The following is a 17,052-nucleotide window of genomic DNA, read 5'->3' as shown; positions in this document are numbered from 1 at the left end:
GCCTGGCCGGCGGTGCCCTGGGCCGGACGGCGCAGCATCGCCTTTTCCGAAAAGACGCCCAGAACGCCCGGCAAGTCCATCACCGCCTCGCGATGGATGGCCGTCATCTTGCCCTGCGCGATGGTCGCGGTGACAAGCACGCCTTCGACGCAATCGGGAATCTGGTATTCGGCGGAATAGGGCGCGGCGCCGGTGACCTTCAGCGGCCCTTCGGGGCGGTTCAGGGGCTTGCCGATGATGCCCTGCCGCGTCTGGTCCAGCAGGTTGCGCTGGTCGGGGGTGTTGTACAGTCCCAGCATGTCAGGCTCCTGTCGCCTCGGTCAGCACGGCGGCAAGGGCGCGCCGCAGCAGGGGAATCTTGAAGTCGTTGTCGCCTTGCCCGCGCGCGTCCCGCAACAGCAGGTCCGCGGCGCGGTCGAAGAGCGCGGGCGAGGGGTCCTGCCCGACCAGAGCCTGCCCCACCGCCGGATCGTGCCAGGGCTTGTGGGCGACCCCGCCGAAGGCCAGGTCGGCGCGGCTGATGCGGCCGTCCGAAACCTGGACAATGGCCGCGACCGACACCAGCGCGAAGGCGTAGGAGGCCCGGTCGCGCACCTTGCGATAGATCTGCCTGCCGGCGACCGGCGCGGGCAGGGTGACGGCGGTGATGACCTCGCCCGCTTCCAGCACGTTGTCGCGCGACGGGTCGTCCCCGGGCAGGCGGTGGAAATCGCGCAGGGGCAGGGTGCGCCCGCCCGCCTTGCCCTTGATCTCGACCGTGGCATCCAGGGCCGACAGCGCCACCGCCATGTCGCCCGGATAGGTCGCGATGCATTGGTCCGAGGCGCCCAGGATCGCATGGATGCGGTTGAACCCGCCGATGGCGTCGCAGCCGCTGCCCGGCTGGCGCTTGTTGCAGCGGGTGTCCAGGTCCATGAAGTAATGGCACCGCGTCCGCTGGCACAGGTTGCCGCCGGTGGTGGCCTTGTTGCGCAACTGCGGACTCGCGCCGGCAAGGATCGCGCGCGCCAGCAGCGGATAGTCGCGCCGAACCGTGGCGTCGGCGGCGCAATCGGCGTTCGTTACCAGCGCGCCGATGCGCAGCCCGCCGTCGGCCTGCTCGATCCGGTCCAGGCCGATGCGGTTGATGTCCAGCAGATGATCGGGCGTCTCGACCTCAAGCTTCATCAGGTCCAGAAGGTTGGTGCCGCCGGCGATCAGCTTGGCGGCGCTGCCGGCGGCGTCGTCCACAGACCCCGCGCGGGCGTAATCGAAGGCTCTCATGCCTCGGCCTCCATGGTTTCGCGGATGGCGGCGATGATGTTGGAATAGGCGCCGCAGCGGCACAGGTTCCCGCTCATCCGTTCGCGCAATTCCTCGTCGCTGGGCCGCGGCGCCGTCAGGTCGCCCGAGACGAAGCTGGGCCAGCCCTCGCGCAACTCCTGGATCATCGCGGTAGCCGAACAGATCTGGCCGGGCGTGCAATAGCCGCACTGGAATCCGTCATGGTCCAGGAAGGCGCGTTGCAGGGGCGACAGGCTGTCGGGCTGGCCGAGCCCCTCGATGGTGGTGATGTCGCTGCCATCGTGCATGACGGCCAGCGACAGGCAGGAATTGATCCGGCGCCCATCCACGATGACGGTGCAGGCGCCGCATTGGCCGTGGTCGCAGCCTTTCTTGGTTCCGCACAGCGCCAGGTCGTGGCGCAGAAAGTCCAGAAGCGTGCGTCGGGGATCGCCGGTGAACTCGTGCGCTTCTCCGTTGACGACAAGCCTGGCGAGCGGGGTCTGGGACATGACATCTCCTGTGGCCGCGTGACTGGGTGTCGGACAGAACGGCCCGCGCCACGGGGCGGTTCCGGGCGATCTGCAAACGCGCTATTGAACGGATTGCGCGCCGCCGCGTTGAACCGCCAGCCAGTCCCCGCACGAGCCATGCCGATGTTCGATCATTCCCGCCGCCCGGTTCCGGACCGCAGCGGTACCGTCCTGAAGGTGCCCCAATCCGACCTGCCGCTGGACCGCTGGCGGCCCGGCGCAGCGCTGGCGGTGATTGCGGGCACGCAGGGCCCGGCCTATCGGCTGGCCGGCGCGGGCTGGTGATCGAACCCGACGGCACGCTGCACGGCCAGCTCAGCGCGGGCTGCATCGACCGGGACGTGGCCCTGCATGCGGCGCAGGCGCTGGCGGACGGCCAGCCCAGGCGCCTGCGCTATGGCGCGGGCTCGCCCTTTCGCGACCTGCAGTTGCCCTGCGGCGGCACGCTGGACATCCTGGTCGAGCCGCGGCCCGACCCGGCCGCCGTGGCGCGCGCCCAGGCCGATCTGGCGGCGCGGCGCATGGCCGAGCTGCCGTTGGGCCCGCTGCAACTGCGCATCCGACCCGCGCTGCGCTGCCTGACCTTCGGCAGCGGGCCCGAGGCGCGGCTGTTTGCCGACCTCGTCCACGCCACCGGCTGGCTGACCGAGCTTTACGCCCCCGATCCCGACACGCTGGCCGGCTGCGGCTTTCCCCATGGCTCGTGCCTGCATGGCTGGCCCGAGGGCGTGGCAAGCGACCCGCACAGCGCCGTGGTCCTGTTCTTTCACGACCACGACCGCGAGATCGCCGTTCTGGAGCACGCGCTTGCCCGCCCCGCCTTCTATATCGGCGCGATGGGCAGCCTGCGGGCGGCGGGCAACCGCCTGGCCGCGCTGCAGGCGCGCGGCGTCCCGCCCGAGAACCTGGCGCGGCTGCGCGACCGGATCGGGCTGATCCCTTCGGTCCGCGATCCGCGCAGCCTGGCGGTGTCGGTGCTGGCGGATGTGGCTGCGGCGGCCGCGCCGGCGTGACGCAGGGCTTTCCCGACACGATGGGCGTGCTGCTGGCGGCCGGGCAATCGCGCCGCTTCGGCGCGCCCGACAAGCTTCTGGCGCAGGTCGGGGGCAGGCCCTGGTCTGTCATCCCGCGCGCGCCCTGGCCGGCCTTGGCTGCGGCGGGCTGGCGGCGGTCCTGTCCAGCGACGCCGTCGCCGCCGCCCTGCCGCCGGGGTTCCAGCCCATCCGCATCGCCCCGGACCAGCCCATGGCCCGGTCGCTGCAGGCGGCGCTGGACCATGCGCGCCGGGCGGGGGCGGGGCGGCTGCTGATCTGCCTGGGCGACATGCCGGGCGTGACCGGGGCGACGCTTGCGCGGTTGCTGGCGCGTCCGGGCGACGCGGCCTGCGTCCAGGGGGGCCGGCGGCTGCCGCCCGTGGTGATCGCCGCCCATTCCTTTGCTGCCGTCGCGGCGCTTGCGCAGGGCGACCGCGGCGCGCGCGACTTCATCGCGGCGCTGCCGCCCGGCGCGCTGGTCCCGATCAGCGCCACGGAGGCGCGCGACATCGACACCCCCGCCGACCTCGGGTCGCTGCCGGGGGGGCGTGACACTGTCGGTCCCGGCGGTTAACCGTTTCCACCACACGAATCGAGGTTTACGCCGTGCATTCCTCTGGCCGGTCCATTCTTGGGCGAACGCTGGTGCTGTTCCTGATCGGGTTCAGCGCGCTTTGCATCATCGTGGGCACGGCCACCTGGCTGTTCGCCCGCACGACGACCTATACCGCCTCGATCGTCTCGATCCGAGAGGCGCGGGCGACGCTGGTCGACCTCAAGTCGCTGGTCCAGGACGCCGAGACCGGGCAGCGCGGCTTTCTGCTGACCGGCAGGGACAGCTACCTTGTCCCCTTCGAACGCGCCCGCGCCGAGATCCCGCAGCGGCTGGACCAGTTGCGGCAAAGTGCCGCGATCCTGCCCGAGCTGCACGGCCAACTGGACGAACTGGACCCCGCGATCCGGCAGAAGCTGGACGAACTGTCGCAGACCATCGACCTGGCCCGGCAGGGCCGCCGCGACGAGGTTCTGCGCATCATCGACAGCGATCGCGGCAAGATCCTGATGGACCAGATCCGCCAGCGGTTCGACCAGCTGACGCAGGCGGCGGACCACGGCTTTGCTGCGGCGGTCGATCGGCAGCGCGAAACCGCCAGCCTGCTGCGCTGGGTGGCCTTCCTGGGCGCGCTGGTGATCCTGGCCGTGGTCGGCGGGGCCACGCTGACCGTCATGCGCCACACCCGCGCGCTCGCCTCGGCCCGGGCCGAGATCGAGCGGCTGAACCAGGGGCTCGAGGCGCGCATTCGCGAACGCACCCGCGACCTGGCCCGCGCCAACGAAGAGGTGCAGCGCTTCGCCTATATCGTCACCCACGACCTGCGCGCGCCGCTGGTCAACATCATGGGCTTCACCAGCGAGCTCGAGGCGAGCCTGCCGCCCCTGCAGCAGCTCGTCGCCGATGCCGAGGCCGAGGGCCGCGACGTGACCGAGGCCCGGCTGAGCGCGCACGAGGACCTGCCCGAGGCGATCAACTTCATCCGCTCCTCGACCCGCAAGATGGACGGGCTGATCAACGCCATCCTGAAGCTGTCCCGCCAGGGCCGCCGGCAACTGGTGCCCGAAGCCATCGCGCTGGAACCCATGTTCCAGGCGGCGGTGGATGCGCTGCGCCACCAGATGGAGGAATCGGACGCCCGCGTCGATCTGGAGGTTCAGGTGCCCAACATCGTCTCGGACCGGGTCGCGCTGGGGCAGGTGATCGGCAACCTGCTGGACAATGCCGTGAAATACGCCCGGCCCGACGTGCCCCTGCGCATCGCCATGCGCGCCCGCCGCGCCGCGCCCGGCTGGGTCGACATCGAGGTCGAGGACAACGGCCGCGGCATCGCCGAACAGGACCACGAGCGCTCTTCGAACTGTTCCGCCGCGCCGGCACCCAGGACAAGCCGGGCGAGGGGCTGGGCCTGGCCCATGTGCGCGCCTTTGTCCGCGGGCTTGGCGGCGATATCACATTGACCTCGCGCCTTGGCGAGGGCACGACCTTCCGCGTCACGCTACCCATAGACCTGCGGGCAGCCATCAGGAGCAACGACGAATGAGCGATCAGGCAATCCCCGTCACCATCGTGATGGTCGAAGACGACGAGGGCCACGCTCGTCTTATCGAAAAGAACATCCGCCGGGCGGGCGTCAACAACCCGATCACGGCCTTCCAGAACGGCACCGACGCGCTGGCCTACCTGCTGGGGCCCGACGGCTCGGGCGAGGTCAGCGCCCGGCGCCACCTGCTGATCCTTCTGGACCTGAACCTGCCCGACATGACCGGGGTGGACATCCTGGAACGGGTCAAGGCCAACCCGCACACCCGCCTTGCGCCGGTGGTCGTGCTGACCACGACCGACGACGCCCGCGAGATCCAGCGCTGCTATGACCTGGGCGCGAACGTCTATATCACCAAGCCCGTGAACTACGACGGCTTTGCCCATGCGATCCGACAACTGGGGCTGTTCTTTTCGGTCATGCAGGTGCCGCAGACGCCCTGATCATGTCCGACAGTCCCGTTCACATCCTTTACGTCGACGACGACCCGGTGCTGGTGCGGCTGGTCGAAAAGGCGTGCCGGCGGCGCGGCTATCGGCTGGCCCATGCCGTGACGGTCGAGGCGGCGCTGGCCGCGCTGGATCAGGCCGAGTTCAGCGTCGTCGTGCTGGACCATCATCTGGGCGCCGCGACCGGGCTGGATTTCCTGCGCGCAACCGAAGACCGCGCGGCGCGCCCGCCGGTGATCTATGTGACCGGCTCGGCCGAAACCTCGGTTGCGGTCAACGCGCTGAAGATGGGGGCGGTGGACTACGTCTGGAAGTCGGCGGCGGGGGATTTCATCGACCTGCTGTTCGGCGGCATCGAGCTGGCGGTCGAACGCGGCCGGCTGGAACATGCCAAGGCCCGCGCCGAACAGGAGATGCGCGAGGCCCGCGACCGCGCCGAGCTGCTGCTGAGCGAGGTGAACCATCCGCATCGCCAACAGCCTGTCGCTGGTTGCCTCGCTGGTGCGGATGCAGTCCAGCATGGTGAAAGACCCCGGCGCCCTTGCCGCGCTGAGCGAGACCCAGGCCCGCATCCGGGCGGTGGCGGGGGTGCATCGCAGGCTTTATCGTTCCACCGACGTGCGCCAGGTGGCGCTGCAGGATTATGTGCGCGAATTGCTGGACGACCTGCAGACCGGCTTTCACGCCGAGGGCCGGCCCAGCGAATTCGCCTGCGCCACCGATCCGGTGCTGGCCTCGACCGACCGGGCGGTGACGGTGGGCGTGGTCCTGACCGAGCTTGTCACCAATGCGGTGAAATACGCCTACCCGCCGGGCCAGCCCGGCCCGATCCGCGTCACTCTGCAAGCCACGGGCGAGAACCGCGCCCGCATCCTGGTTGAGGACGACGGCGCCGGCTGGACGGGCGAGGGCGAGCCGCAAGGCTCGGGCCTGGGCACGCGCATCATCCGGGCCCTGCTGGCCGATCTCGAGGGCGAGCTGACCTATCGCCCGGTTTCCGCCGGCACCTGCGCCGTCTTCGACTTCCGCCCGCATTCCGGGCTGGCGTGAGCGCAGGGTATTCGCAGTTTCATGGGCTGCCGGCGACTGCGTGACGGGGGCTGCGTGACAGGGCTGCGTGATGGGGGTTGCAAGCGCATCCGCGCCGCGCCGGTGTTTCCGAAGGGGCGAGGCGGGGCCCGCGATTTCGGGAAGGGGCTTTGCGCGATGCCTTGCGATCAGCCTTGCGGCGCATGGCGGGTGGGCTAAGGTTCTCCGCCCTCCGCCCTCCGCCCTCCGCCCTCCGCCCTCCGCCCTCCGCCCTCCGCCCTCCGCCCTCCGCCCTCCGCCCTCCGCCCTCCGCCCTCCGCCCTCCGCCCTCCGCCCTCACCGACGTTGCCAGTGGCTGGCAGGCGGTCGGGCGGGGAACGTCGATATGCGACAGGCGAGGCGCCCGGCATCCGCACGTTTGTAATTGCGCACGTGGCCGACAGTCGGCAGGCAGGGATGGGTAACATCGGATATGCGTCAGGATCGGCGCTTGGCATGCGTGGCGTTTGTCCTTGCTGGAAGTCGTCGGTGCTCGGCAGGTGGGCGCTCTGGGAACGTCGATATGCGTCAGGCGCGGCGTCCGGCAGGCCCTCGCTGGACATGGCCGATGGTCGCAGGCGGGGGGAGTCTGGAAACGTCGGATATGCGGCAGGTGCAGCGCCTGGCAGGCCCGGCGTTTGTCCTTGCTGGATGTCGTCCGCGGTTGGGCGAGCGAGGCGCTTTGATCCGTGGCAGGCGGCAGGCCAGACGCCCGAAACAGGCCCCGCGCCGCCGTTCAGCGCCAGAAGCTGAGGTATTCGATCAGTTCCGCCAGGCGCTTGCCGATGGCCACCGGCAGGTTCCAGTGCAGAAACAGCGCATCCGCCGCCAAGGCGGCGAGGATCAGCAGGCCAAGCACGATGGCGATGGGATTGGTCATGCGGTCTTCCCTTTCCCGCCCCTGCTAGGGCAGGCGCCCGTCGCAGGCAAGGGCGTCATGCCACCGCCGCCTCGTCTTCGTCGGGTTCGGCGGCAATCATGAACAAGTCTCCCGCGGCCTCCATGCGCCGGATCGCGGCGACGACCTGGTCCATCGCCTCTTCCGCGTCCTTGGTCGAGACCTTGCCCAGGCCCTCCATCTCTTCACCTTGTCGTCCGGGCAAGGTTGGGCTGCATCGAGGTTGGTCGTGACGACCTTCTTGCCGCGCACAACGCCTTGCAATCCCATGACTTTCATCAGTCGCTCCACCGTGCAGCGGGCGATGTCGCGCCCTTCGCGTCGCAACTGGTGCCAAACATCGCTTGCGCGCTTCGTCGGCATATCGGCCTCTGCTGCCGTCCCGCAAGAACGGTTTCGCGCGTGGCCGAGGTCGAAAAGTTCAGGATCGCCCCCACCTTGTCCACGGCTTTCCCGTCGAGGGCCGAGCGCGGGATCGCATCCGCGGCCTGGATCAGCGCCTGCCCGATGCGGCGCAGGGCCCCGGCCTCGATCATGCCGGTCAGCGACATGGCATAGGCGATCTGGCGCGCGAGCGCGGGGTCCAGCAGGCCGAAAACCTCGGCCGCGCGAGGCACCGGCAGTTTCGAGAACATCACCGCGGCGATCTCGACCGCTTCGGTCCGAGCGAGTTCGGCCAGAAGGGGCGTGGAGAGCGCGGCGATGCGGTCCCAGGGATCGCCGCCGCCGTTCAGCGCGGCCATGCGCCGCAGCCGGTCGGTCGTGTCGGGCGACAGATGGCCGTCGAGCAGTTCCAGCGTGCCGTCGATATCGCCCGGAAAGCTGAGGCCGATGGATTCCAGGGTATCGCAGAATTCGGCGATGACGGCGTTGCGGGTGTCGCGGTCGATCAGCCCCATCAGCGCCATTTCCTGCGCCAGATCGGTCTGGAGCCCGGAGGGCAGGCGGGCGAGGTCCATGTCCTCACCCTCGGCCAGGATCAGGCGGACGATGATTGCCGCCTTTTGCCGTGCCGTCAGTTCCGCCTTGCCGATTGCCGCGATGGCCATGCCGCCCCCGATTCCCGTGTCAGGGGCAGCATGGCATCAAATCCCGAACGCAGAGTTAATGCGCGGCATTCTCGGCAAAAACACGGGCAAAGATCGTGTCCACATGCTTGGTGTGATAGCCCAGGTCGAACTTTTCCTCGATCTCGGCGGGGGAAAGCGCGGCTGTCACCTCGGGGTCGGCCAGCAGCTCGGTCTTGAAATCGGCCCCCTGTTCCCAGACCTTCATGGCGTTGCGCTGGACCAGGCGATAGGCATCCTCGCGCGACACCCCGGCCTGGGTCAGCGCCAGAAGCACCCGCTGGGACATGACCAGCCCTTTGAACTTGTTCATGTTCTTCAGCATGTTGTCGGGATAGACCACCAGCTTTTCGATCACCCCGGCCAGCCGGTTCAGGGCGAAGTCCAGCGTGATCGTCGCGTCGGGCGCGATGCCGCGTTCGACCGAGGAATGGCTGATATCGCGTTCGTGCCAAAGCGCCACGTTCTCCATCGCCGGGACCACCGCCATGCGCACGAGGCGCGCGAGCCCGGTCAGGTTCTCGGTCAGGACCGGGTTCCTTTTGTGCGGCATGGCCGAGGATCCCTTCTGACCGGGGCTGAAAAACTCTTCGGCCTCAAGGACTTCGGTGCGCTGCATGTGGCGGATCTCGATCGCGATGTTCTCGACCGAACTGGCGATGACGCCCAGCGTGGCAAAGAACATGGCGTGGCGGTCGCGCGGGATCACCTGGGTGCTGATCGGTTCGGGGCGCAGGCCCATTTGCGCGCAGACGTGTTCCTCGACCGCGGGGTCGATGTTGGCGAAGGTGCCGACCGCGCCCGAGATGGCGCCGGTCGCGATTTCCCAGCGGGCCTTTTCCAGCCGGTTCCGGTTGCGGGCCATTTCGGCGTAGAAGCGGGCGAAGGTCAGGCCCATGGTGGTGGGTTCGGCATGGATGCCGTGGCTGCGCCCGATGCGCACGGTATCCTTGTGCTCGTAGGCCCTTTTCTTCAACGCTTCCAGGACCTTGTCCAGGTCGGCCAAGAGGATGTCCGAGGCCCGGACCAGCTGCACGTTCAGCGTGGTATCGAGCACGTCCGAGCTGGTCATGCCCTGGTGGACGAAGCGCGCCTGATCGGCCCCGATGTGTTCCGCAAGATGGGTGAGGAAGGCGATGACATCGTGCTTGGTGACGGCCTCGATCTCGTCGATGCGGTCGACGTCGAACTGCACGTCCCTGGCCTTCCAGACCGCCTCGGCGTTTTCGCGGGGGATCACGCCCAGGTCGGCCTGGGCATCGCAGGCGTGCGCCTCGATTTCGTACCAGATCCGGAACTTGGTCTCGGGGGACCAGATGGCGACCATTTCGGGGCGGGCATAGCGCGGGATCATCGGGGGCTCCTTGGGTTTGCCGGGGTTCTAGCGGCTTGGTCCCCGGGCCGCAACAGAAGGGTGCGGGCCGGGGCCGGGGCGGAAGCGCGGGTGTCGCAGATATTCCATCCGCAGCCTGTGCACCGCGCGTACACAGGGCGTGCACAGCACGTATGACCGAAGGCCGGCATGGGTATTCGGAAAACGGTGAAAGCCGGGGCGCCGGATGAGGAAAGCCGCCCCGGAGGGCGGCTTTCGCGGTCACTGTCCCGGTCTGCCGATCAGCAGCTGTAATACATCGCGTATTCGATCGGGTGGGGGGTGTGTTCGTAGGCGTAGACCTCTTCCCACTTGAGCTTGATGTAGCCTTCCAGCTGGTCGCGGGTGAACACGTCGCCGGCGAGCAGGAAGTCCATGTCCTTTTCAAGCTCTTCCAGCGCCTCGCGCAGGCTGCCGCAGACGGTCGGAATCTCGGCCAGCTCCTCGGGTGGCAGGTCGTAGAGGTCCTTGTCCGAGGCCGGGCCCGGGTCGATCTTGTTCTTGATCCCGTCGAGGCCGGCCATCAGGAGCGCGGCGAAGGCCAGGTAGGGGTTCGCGGCCGGATCGGGGAAGCGGGCCTCGACGCGCTTGGCCTTCGGCGATTCCGTCCACGGAATCCGCACGCAGCCCGAGCGGTTGCGGGCCGAGTAGGCGCGCAGCACCGGAGCCTCGAAGCCCGGGATCAGCCGCTTGTAGCTGTTCGTGGCCGGGTTTGTCAGCGCGTTCAGCGCCTTGGCGTGCTTGAGGATGCCGCCGATGAAATAGAGCGCTTCCTGGCTGAGGTCGGCGTATTTGTCGCCGGCAAAGAGCGGCTTGCCGTCCTTCCAGATCGACATGTTGACGTGCATCCCCGAGCCGTTGTCGCCCTTCATGGGCTTGGGCATGAAGGTCGCCGACTTGCCGTAGGCGGCGGCGACGTTGTGGATGACGTACTTGTATTTCTGGATGTTGTCGGCCTGCTCGACCAGCCCGCCGAAGATCATCCCCAGCTCGTGCTGGGCGGTCGCGACCTCGTGGTGGTGCTTGTCGACCTTGATGCCCATGCGCTTCATGGTCGAGAGCATCTCGCCCCGGATGTCCTGGGCCGCGTCGACCGGGTTCACCGGGAAGTAGCCGCCCTTGTGGGCCGCGCGGTGGCCGAGGTTGCCGTCCTCGTAGGACTGGTCGGTGTTCCATGCGGCATCGACCGAGTCGATCTCGAACGAGACCTTCTGGGGGGTGATGGCGTATTTCACGTCGTCGAACAGGAAGAACTCGGCCTCGGGGCCGAAATAGGCGGTGTCGCCAATGCCCGAGGATTTCAGATAGGCCTCGGCCTTGGCGGCGGTGCCGCGCGGGTCGCGGGCATAGGGTTCGCCGGTGTCGGGCTCGACCACGTTGCAATGCACGCAGAGCGTCTTTTCGGCATAGAACGGGTCGATATAGGCCGAGGAGGCGTCCGGCATCAGCTTCATGTCGGACTGGTCGATCGACTTCCAGCCGGCGATCGAGGAGCCGTCGAACATGAAGCCTTCCTCGAAGAAGTCCTCGTCCACCAGGTCGGCGACCAGCGTCACGTGCTGCAGCTTGCCCTTGGGATCGGTGAAGCGGACGTCGACATATTCGACCTCTTCCGTCTTCATCAGATCCAGAACGTCCTTGACTTGCATTGGGGTCCTTCCTCCATCAGTCGCCCGGCCGCCGCGGCCGGGTTAGGGATAATCGTGGTGTCGTCGGGTCGGGCGGGATCAGACGGCGTCGTCGCCCGTCTCGCCGGTGCGGATGCGGATCGCCTGTTCCACAGGCAGGATGAAGATCTTGCCGTCGCCGATCTTTTCGGTGCGGGCGGCCGAGATGATGGCGTCCACGGCGACCTCGACCAGGTCGTCGGGCAGCACCATCTCGATCTTGACCTTGGGCAGGAAGTCGACGACGTATTCGGCCCCGCGATAGAGTTCGGTATGGCCCTTTTGCCGTCCGAAGCCCTTGACCTCGGTCACCGAAAGGCCCTGGACGCCCACTTCCTGAAGCGCCTCTTTCACATCATCCAGTTTGAAGGGCTTGATGATGGCTTCGACTTTCTTCATCGCCTGATCCTTCCTCGCGACTTGCCTGCGCCCTGATTGGCGGGTTTGATGGATGCCGTCCATGCGGCATGATGGGGAAAGCGGCATGGAAACGTTGAAACTGCCGATGGTGCCTAAATTATGGACAGAACGCCCAATGCCTATGCAAGTTTTATGGGCGGGATTCCCGAGGTCGTGACGACTCGGCAGATGCGGGCGGTCGAGGCGGCGGCCATCGGCAGCGGGGCGGTCACCGGGCGGGCGCTGATGGAGCGGGCGGGCGCGGCGGCAGCGGCCGAGATCGCGGCGGCCTGGCCGCAGCTGGCGGGGCCGGTGCTGGTGCTGTGCGGGCCGGGCAACAACGGCGGCGACGGCTATGTGATCGCGCGGCACCTGGCCGGGCGGGGGCTTTCGGTGCGCGTGGTCGCGATGGCGCCGCCGGCGGCCCCCCGCCCCGCCGCCGCCGCCGCCGGGCGGGCGATTCCGGCTGGGCGCGCCGCCGGCGGCGGGTGCGGCGCCGGCGCTGTGCGTGGACGCGCTGTTCGGGACCGGACTTGCGCGACCGCTGGCGCCCGAGATCGCCGGGCTTCTGCGCGGCGTCGCCGCCGCCGGCTGCCCGCTGGTCGCGGTCGATATCCTCAGCGGGATCTGCGCCGACAGCGGGCGCAGCCTGGGCGGCGGCAGCCTGCCGCAGGCCGCGCTGACGGTCAGCTTTCACCGCGCGAAGCCCGGGCATTTCCTGGGCGAGGGCGGCGCGCTGACCGGCGCGCTGCGCGTCCGGGACATCGGGATCGAGGACTGGCAGGGGGCGGCGGGCGACTGCATCCGGCTGGCCGGGCCCGATCCGGCGCTGGAAAAGCGCGCGGGCCACAAATACAGCCACGGCCACGCGCTGGTGCTGGCCGGAGGGCCGGGGCGCGGGGGTGCGGCGCGGCTGGCGGCGCGGGGCGCGCTGCGGGTGGGCGCGGGGCTGGTGACGCTGGGCTGTCCGGCGGCGGCGCTGCCCGAGAACGCGGCGCGGCTGGATGCGGCCATGCTGACCGGGGTCGAGGACGGGCCGGCGCTGGCGCGGCTGCTGCGCGACCCGCGGCTGAACGCGCTGTGCCTGGGCCCGGGCCTGGGGCTTGAGCGGGCGCGGGTTCTGGTGCCGGCGGCCCTGGCGACGGAACGGCCGGTGCTGCTGGACGCCGACGCGCTGACGGCCTTTGCCGACGGGCCGGATGCGCTGTTCGCGCAACTGCACGACCGCGCCGTGCTGACCCCGCAGACGGCGAATTCGCGCGGCTGTTTCCCGACCTTGCGCGCAAGCTGGCGGACGAGGCGCCCAAGGGACCGGCCTTTTCGCGGCTGGACTCGGTGCGGATCGCGGCGGCGCGGGCCGGGGCCACGGTGCTGCTGAAGGGGCACGGCGACGGTCGTGTCCTGCGCGAGGGGCGGGTGCGGATCGCCGCCGCAACCGGCGAGGCCGCCGCCCCCTGGCTGGCCACCGCGGGCAGCGGCGACGTGCTGGCGGGGATCGTCACCGGGCTGATGGCGCGGGGCCTTGCGCCCCCGGAGGCGGCCGCGACCGGCGCCTGGCTGCATGCCGAGGCCGCGCGCCGTTTCGGCCCCGGCCTGATCGCCGAGGACCTGCCCGAGACCCTGCCGCAGGTTTTTCGCGCCCTGTCCGCGGGGGCGGTGTTTTCCCCCTCGTCACCGGCCGGGGGTTTGCTATAACACGGGCTCGCCCCGATGGGGTGTGCGTGCGGGTATGGCGAAATTGGCAGACGCACCAGATTTAGGTTCTGGCGCCGCAAGGCGTGGGGGTTCAAGTCCCTCTACCCGCACCATGTTGATTTCGTTCAAGTATTCAGGGCCATACGGGCTTTTTCGAAGGACGCAGGGGGATGGGTTTCCCAGCACCGCTTGCCTTCGTTCTGGCACTCTGGCACCAAAGATGGAACCAGCCCCAGCCAAGCAGGGGCGTTTCCAGATTTCAGAAGCTTGAGAGAAAACGGTGAGAGGCTGGACAACGACCCAAGCGGGACTCGTTACGGCTGCTTCCTTCCGGACCTGACCGGGTTGGCGAGGCGCTCGCCCGCGCCAACCTCTCGGGGGGTTAGTTAAGGCGAACGGGGGCGCATTGCAAGAGGGCAGGGCGCCCGGCCCGTCACACGGTGTCGAGGTAAAGCTCGACCGTCTCCTCGTCCGAAAGCTCGGCCATGTAGCGCAGCTCCTGGCGCTTGGTCATCACGAAATTCTCGATCAGATGGGCGGGGAAGATGCGCTTGATCTGGGGGCAGGCGGCGAAGGCCTCGATGGCCGCGCCCCAGCTGGCGGGCAACTGCGCCAGCCCCTGTTCATAGGCGTTGCCCTGGATCGGTGGCGGGGGCTCGGCCCGGTCCTCGAGCCCGTTCAGCGCCGCGCCCAGGATCGCCGCGACCGTCAGATAGGGGTTCACGTCGCCCCCCGCCACGCGATGTTCGATGCGGCGCGCCTTGGGCCCCGAGGAAGGGATGCGAATCGCCGAGGTGCGGTTTTCATAAGCCCAGCCCAGACCGGTCGGTGCATGGGCGTTCGGGACCAGCCGGTCATAGCTGTTTTCGTGCGGCGCAAATAGTCACGCTCGACCTTGTGCACGGTAGTGCCACCACTCGCCGGGATCCAGACTTCCTGGGTCGTCTCCTTGCCAATGTTGTTGCCGTCGGTGCGCACCTGATCGTAGGTGAAGCGCGTCTCGACCCGACCTGCCCCACTGCCAACCTGCTTACGCCATGAACAGCCGGCAAAGCCGTATTGCCGCGCCAGCCCCTTGACCAGCTGCTTGAACAGCCAGGCGTCGTCGGCGGCCTTCAGTGCGTCGGGCTGGTGCATCAGGTTCAGTTCGAACTGGCCCGGCGCGGCTTCCGAAATGGCGGTGTCGGCGGGGATGTCCATCGCCTCGGCGGCGTCGTAAAGCGCGGTGAAGAAGCGGTCGAAGGCGTCCAGCGCGCGCAAGCTGAGCGTTTCGGCCCCGGTGCGGCGCTTGCCCGAGCGCGGGCTGGGCGGGACCCTGAGCTGGCCGCCGGAGTCGTCGATCAGGAAGAATTCCAGCTCGGTCGCGACCACCGGGGTCAGGCCCGCCGCCTCGTAGCGTTCGACGACGCGGGCCAGGGCCTGGCGCGGGTCGCCGTCATAGGGCCGCCCGTCGGGGTGGAACATCCAGAGCGGCAAAAGCCCGGTCGGCGCCTCGAGCCAGGGCATCGGCATGAAGCCGCGTTCCGTGGGCAGCAGCAGCCCGTCGGGATCGCCCGACTGAAAGACTAGGGGACTGTCCTCGACGTCCTCGCCCCAGATGTCCATGTTCAGGACCGAAAACGGGAACTTGGTCCCCTCGGTCAGGATCTTGTCGGCAAAGCGGGCCGGGATGCGTTTGCCGCGCGGCTGGCCGTTCAGGTCGGCCGCGGCCACGCGGATTGTCTTGACTTCGGGATGCTCGCGCAGCCAGTCCATGGTTCACCTGACAAGATTGGGCCGATAGCGAAGCCGTTTCGCCGCGCCCGGCAGATGGCGGTTCAGCCGCCGGTTGACGACCCCGAACAGCCCGATCAGGCACAGGGTCAGAAGGATGAAATAGCCCGCCGCGATGGGGTAGGCCACGAAGGGGTTGAAGGTCTTGTCCGCGAAGTAATTGGCGTAATAGAGCGCGTCCCCGCGCTGCTGGAACGCCGGGAAGCTGGAGAAGAACACCAGCGTCGTCGCGTGGAACAGAAAGATCGCCTCATTGGTATAGGCGGGCCAGGCCAGGCGCATCGCGGTCGGCCAGACGACGCGGCGATAGCGGGTCCAGCCGGTCATGCCATAGGCGTCGGCGGCCTCGAGCTCGCCCTTGGGCAGGTTGCGCAGCGCGCCGTAGAAGATCTGGGCGGAATAGGCGGCGGTGTTCAGCGTCAGGACGATCAGCGCTCCGGCCCAGGCCTTGGTCAGCCAGCTTGTGGCGACGGTGATGCCGAAGACGTCGATCCCGGCGCGGGGCAGCTGCACCAGCGCCTCGTACGCCAGGAAGAACTGGATGAACAGCGGGCTGCCGCGAAAGACGAAGATGAAGGCGTCGGCCGGCTTTCTCAGCCAGGGGCTGCGGCTGGTCTTGGCAAGCGCCAGCGCATTGGCCAGGAAAAAGCCGATCAGCAGCGCGAAGAAGGCGAAATACAGGTTCCAGATCAGGCCCGAGCCGATCAGCACCACCTGTTCGCACAGCGTGAAGTCCGCGCGCGGCAGCAGCCGTTCGCCCAGGCCGATGGCGCGCAGCCCGTAGTCCTGGATCGCTTGCACGCATTGGTTCATGTCGCGGCCTTTCGCATCGCCTCGCCGGCGGCGGTGGCCTGGCCGCGCGACAGGCGGCGGCGGATGCGGTCGAACACCCGTTCCGACCCCCAGGTCATCAGCAGGTAGAAGACCAGGATGGCGAGGAAGTAATAGATCCGCCAGTCGGGATGCGGATAGGAAAAGGCCGAGGTCTTGGAGCCGCCCAGCTCGCGCGCCCAATAGACGATGTCCTCGACCCCCAGCAGGAACAGAAGCGGCGTGGCCTTGATGAGGATCATCCACAGGTTGGTGAGCCCGGGCAGGGCATAGGTCCACATCTGCGGGATCAGGACGCGGCGCGTGACCTGGCGCGGGCTCATGCCATAGGCCTCGGCGGTTTCCAGCTGGGCGCGCGGCACCGCCTGCATGGCGCCGTAAAGCACATTGGCCGCGACGGCGCCGAACACGATGGCGAAGGCGATCACCGCCAGCGCCAGGCCATAGACCTGGTGCACCCATTCGGGCGAGGTCGAGAGCGGCAGCTTGGCCGCGGCGCAGACCAGGAATTCATTGCCCTGCCGCACCGGCACCGAAGGGTCGCAATAGACGCGCGAGCGCAGCCATTCGATCGCCTGATCCAGCGCGATGGGCACGAACAGGAAAAAGATGATGTCGGGGATGCCGCGCACCATCGAGGTGTAGATCCTGCCGAAAAGCCGCAGCGGCGCGACAGGGGACCGCGCCGCCAGGGCGCCGCCATAGCCGAACAGCAGCGCGACCGGAGCCGTCACCGCCAGCACCAGCAACACGGTGCCGAAGCTGGCATAGAACAGCATGTGCTTGCCCGATGTCAGGTAGCACATCAGCCAGGACAGCCCCTGAAGCTGGGCGGGATCGGCACAGGATGCAAACATCGGCAAGTCCTTGCGGCGGCCGCAGGCGCGCAGGCCCGCGGCGCCGTCAG

General features: G+C 68.5%; 15 protein-coding genes, 1 tRNA gene, 1 other RNA gene and 7 pseudogenes. 10 read left to right on the top strand and 14 right to left on the bottom strand.

The window, feature by feature from the left end; all coding sequences use genetic code 11:
* Nucleotides 1–300: 300 nt before the first annotated feature.
* Both DPM13_RS02320 and DPM13_RS02315 read right to left on the bottom strand, forming a co-directional pair.
* Nucleotides 301–1,263 (bottom strand): FAD binding domain-containing protein, encoded by a 963-nt coding sequence (locus DPM13_RS02320; RefSeq protein WP_112887379.1) that lies wholly within the window; start codon nucleotides 1,261–1,263, stop codon nucleotides 301–303.
* Nucleotides 1,260–1,775, bottom strand: a complete 516-nt coding sequence (locus DPM13_RS02315; protein WP_080620646.1) for a 2Fe-2S iron-sulfur cluster-binding protein — start codon at nucleotides 1,773–1,775, stop codon at nucleotides 1,260–1,262. Before DPM13_RS02315 ends, DPM13_RS02320 begins: the two co-directional genes overlap by 4 nt.
* Before the next feature lie 144 nt (nucleotides 1,776–1,919).
* On the opposite strand from DPM13_RS02315, the gene DPM13_RS20385 reads away from it, so the two are divergent.
* The 7 genes and pseudogenes from DPM13_RS20385 (at nucleotide 1,920) to DPM13_RS21955 (ending at nucleotide 6,425) form a co-directional block, all read left to right on the top strand.
* Entirely contained in the window at nucleotides 1,920–2,081 is a 162-nt protein-coding gene (locus DPM13_RS20385; protein WP_189654817.1) for a hypothetical protein, read from the top strand.
* A complete protein-coding gene (locus DPM13_RS02310) occupies nucleotides 2,078–2,809 on the top strand; it encodes an XdhC family protein (RefSeq protein WP_189654816.1) in 732 nt (243 codons plus the stop codon). The genes DPM13_RS20385 and DPM13_RS02310 overlap by 4 nt, the downstream gene beginning before the upstream one ends.
* Nucleotides 2,781–3,404, top strand: coding sequence for an NTP transferase domain-containing protein (locus DPM13_RS02305; protein ID WP_112887377.1), 624 nt, complete (start codon nucleotides 2,781–2,783; stop codon nucleotides 3,402–3,404). The genes DPM13_RS02310 and DPM13_RS02305 overlap by 29 nt, the downstream gene beginning before the upstream one ends.
* 32 nt (nucleotides 3,405–3,436) lie before the next feature.
* A pseudogene (locus DPM13_RS02300) lies at nucleotides 3,437–4,926 on the top strand (sensor histidine kinase).
* The gene (locus DPM13_RS02295) at nucleotides 4,923–5,369 is read left to right on the top strand and encodes a response regulator (protein ID WP_028717795.1); all 447 of its coding nucleotides are present in this window, start codon (nucleotides 4,923–4,925) and stop codon (nucleotides 5,367–5,369) included. The pseudogene DPM13_RS02300 and the gene DPM13_RS02295 overlap by 4 nt, the downstream one beginning before the upstream one ends.
* Nucleotides 5,370–5,371: 2 nt before the next feature.
* A pseudogene (locus DPM13_RS26505) lies at nucleotides 5,372–5,635 on the top strand (response regulator); the annotation flags it as partial.
* A gap of 259 nt (nucleotides 5,636–5,894) precedes the next feature.
* Nucleotides 5,895–6,425, top strand: coding sequence for a sensor histidine kinase (locus DPM13_RS21955; protein WP_262983237.1), 531 nt, complete (start codon nucleotides 5,895–5,897; stop codon nucleotides 6,423–6,425).
* A gap of 754 nt (nucleotides 6,426–7,179) precedes the next feature.
* On the opposite strand, the gene DPM13_RS20380 is transcribed toward DPM13_RS21955, so the two are convergent.
* The 7 genes and pseudogenes from DPM13_RS20380 to DPM13_RS02255 form a co-directional block, all read right to left on the bottom strand.
* Entirely contained in the window at nucleotides 7,180–7,323 is a 144-nt protein-coding gene (locus tag DPM13_RS20380) for a hypothetical protein (RefSeq protein ID WP_028717793.1), read from the bottom strand.
* Between the two features lie 55 nt (nucleotides 7,324–7,378).
* A complete protein-coding gene (locus DPM13_RS02280) occupies nucleotides 7,379–7,522 on the bottom strand; it encodes a FliG C-terminal domain-containing protein (RefSeq protein ID WP_112887375.1) in 144 nt (47 codons plus the stop codon).
* Nucleotides 7,522–7,689, bottom strand: a pseudogene (locus DPM13_RS21950) (IS3 family transposase); the annotation flags it as partial. The gene DPM13_RS02280 and the pseudogene DPM13_RS21950, both read right to left, overlap by 1 nt.
* Nucleotides 7,620–8,390 (bottom strand): hypothetical protein, encoded by a 771-nt coding sequence (locus DPM13_RS02270; protein ID WP_223252296.1) that lies wholly within the window; start codon nucleotides 8,388–8,390, stop codon nucleotides 7,620–7,622. The gene DPM13_RS02270 and the pseudogene DPM13_RS21950, both read right to left, overlap by 70 nt.
* Nucleotides 8,391–8,445: 55 nt before the next feature.
* Complete coding sequence (purB, locus tag DPM13_RS02265) at nucleotides 8,446–9,762, bottom strand: adenylosuccinate lyase (protein WP_112887373.1); 1,317 nt, start codon at nucleotides 9,760–9,762, stop codon at nucleotides 8,446–8,448.
* 260 nt (nucleotides 9,763–10,022) lie between these two features.
* A complete protein-coding gene (gene glnA, locus DPM13_RS02260) occupies nucleotides 10,023–11,429 on the bottom strand; it encodes a type I glutamate--ammonia ligase (protein ID WP_028717790.1) in 1,407 nt (468 codons plus the stop codon).
* Between the two features lie 78 nt (nucleotides 11,430–11,507).
* Entirely contained in the window at nucleotides 11,508–11,846 is a 339-nt protein-coding gene (locus tag DPM13_RS02255) for a P-II family nitrogen regulator (protein ID WP_028717789.1), read from the bottom strand.
* 120 nt (nucleotides 11,847–11,966) lie between these two features.
* On the opposite strand from DPM13_RS02255, the pseudogene DPM13_RS25635 reads away from it, so the two are divergent.
* The 3 genes and pseudogenes from DPM13_RS25635 to DPM13_RS02245 form a co-directional block, all read left to right on the top strand.
* Nucleotides 11,967–12,215, top strand: a pseudogene (locus DPM13_RS25635) (NAD(P)H-hydrate epimerase); the annotation flags it as partial.
* A gap of 139 nt (nucleotides 12,216–12,354) precedes the next feature.
* Nucleotides 12,355–13,541: pseudogene (locus DPM13_RS25630) on the top strand (NAD(P)H-hydrate dehydratase).
* 28 nt (nucleotides 13,542–13,569) lie between these two features.
* Nucleotides 13,570–13,654: transfer RNA gene (locus DPM13_RS02245), tRNA-Leu, on the top strand.
* Nucleotides 13,655–13,820: 166 nt separating this feature from the next.
* Here DPM13_RS02245 and ffs read toward each other — a convergent pair.
* From ffs to DPM13_RS02225, 5 genes and pseudogenes are all read right to left on the bottom strand, one after another.
* Nucleotides 13,821–13,917: signal recognition particle sRNA small type (gene ffs / locus DPM13_RS02240), an RNA gene on the bottom strand.
* Between the two features lie 57 nt (nucleotides 13,918–13,974).
* Nucleotides 13,975–14,424, bottom strand: a pseudogene (locus tag DPM13_RS26500) (glutamine synthetase); the annotation flags it as partial.
* A gap of 160 nt (nucleotides 14,425–14,584) precedes the next feature.
* Nucleotides 14,585–15,296 (bottom strand): annotated as a pseudogene (locus DPM13_RS26495) (glutamine synthetase); the annotation flags it as partial.
* A 3-nt stretch (nucleotides 15,297–15,299) separates the two neighbouring features.
* Nucleotides 15,300–16,127, bottom strand: coding sequence for an ABC transporter permease (locus DPM13_RS02230; RefSeq protein ID WP_080620637.1), 828 nt, complete (start codon nucleotides 16,125–16,127; stop codon nucleotides 15,300–15,302).
* On the bottom strand, nucleotides 16,124–17,002 hold the full coding sequence (locus DPM13_RS02225) for an ABC transporter permease (RefSeq protein ID WP_112887372.1): 879 nt from the start codon (nucleotides 17,000–17,002) through the stop codon (nucleotides 16,124–16,126). The genes DPM13_RS02230 and DPM13_RS02225 overlap by 4 nt, the downstream gene beginning before the upstream one ends.
* Between the last annotated feature and the right edge of the window lie 50 nt (nucleotides 17,003–17,052).

Source organism: Paracoccus mutanolyticus (genome assembly GCF_003285265.1).
Classification (GTDB): Bacteria; Pseudomonadota; Alphaproteobacteria; order Rhodobacterales; family Rhodobacteraceae; genus Paracoccus; species Paracoccus yeei.
This window is presented reverse-complemented; position numbering and strand designations above follow the sequence as displayed.

Bases quoted from the DNA above. Each gene is read 5' to 3' on its own strand.
- DPM13_RS02320 (WP_112887379.1), bottom strand. From the start codon at position 1,263: ATGAGAGCCTTCGATTACGCCCGCGCGGGGTCTGTGGACGACGCCGCC.
- DPM13_RS02315 (WP_080620646.1), bottom strand. From the start codon at position 1,775: ATGTCCCAGACCCCGCTCGCCAGGCTTGTCGTCAACGGAGAAGCGCAC.
- DPM13_RS20385 (WP_189654817.1), top strand. From the start codon at position 1,920: ATGTTCGATCATTCCCGCCGCCCGGTTCCGGACCGCAGCGGTACCGTC.
- DPM13_RS02305 (WP_112887377.1), top strand. From the start codon at position 2,781: ATGTGGCTGCGGCGGCCGCGCCGGCGTGACGCAGGGCTTTCCCGACAC.
- DPM13_RS02295 (WP_028717795.1), top strand. From the start codon at position 4,923: ATGAGCGATCAGGCAATCCCCGTCACCATCGTGATGGTCGAAGACGAC.
- DPM13_RS21955 (WP_262983237.1), top strand. From the start codon at position 5,895: ATGGTGAAAGACCCCGGCGCCCTTGCCGCGCTGAGCGAGACCCAGGCC.
- DPM13_RS20380 (WP_028717793.1), bottom strand. From the start codon at position 7,323: ATGACCAATCCCATCGCCATCGTGCTTGGCCTGCTGATCCTCGCCGCC.
- DPM13_RS02280 (WP_112887375.1), bottom strand. From the start codon at position 7,522: ATGGAGGGCCTGGGCAAGGTCTCGACCAAGGACGCGGAAGAGGCGATG.
- DPM13_RS02270 (WP_223252296.1), bottom strand. From the start codon at position 8,390: ATGGCCATCGCGGCAATCGGCAAGGCGGAACTGACGGCACGGCAAAAG.
- purB (WP_112887373.1), bottom strand. From the start codon at position 9,762: ATGATCCCGCGCTATGCCCGCCCCGAAATGGTCGCCATCTGGTCCCCC.
- glnA (WP_028717790.1), bottom strand. From the start codon at position 11,429: ATGCAAGTCAAGGACGTTCTGGATCTGATGAAGACGGAAGAGGTCGAA.
- DPM13_RS02255 (WP_028717789.1), bottom strand. From the start codon at position 11,846: ATGAAGAAAGTCGAAGCCATCATCAAGCCCTTCAAACTGGATGATGTG.
- DPM13_RS02230 (WP_080620637.1), bottom strand. From the start codon at position 16,127: ATGAACCAATGCGTGCAAGCGATCCAGGACTACGGGCTGCGCGCCATC.
- DPM13_RS02225 (WP_112887372.1), bottom strand. From the start codon at position 17,002: ATGTTTGCATCCTGTGCCGATCCCGCCCAGCTTCAGGGGCTGTCCTGG.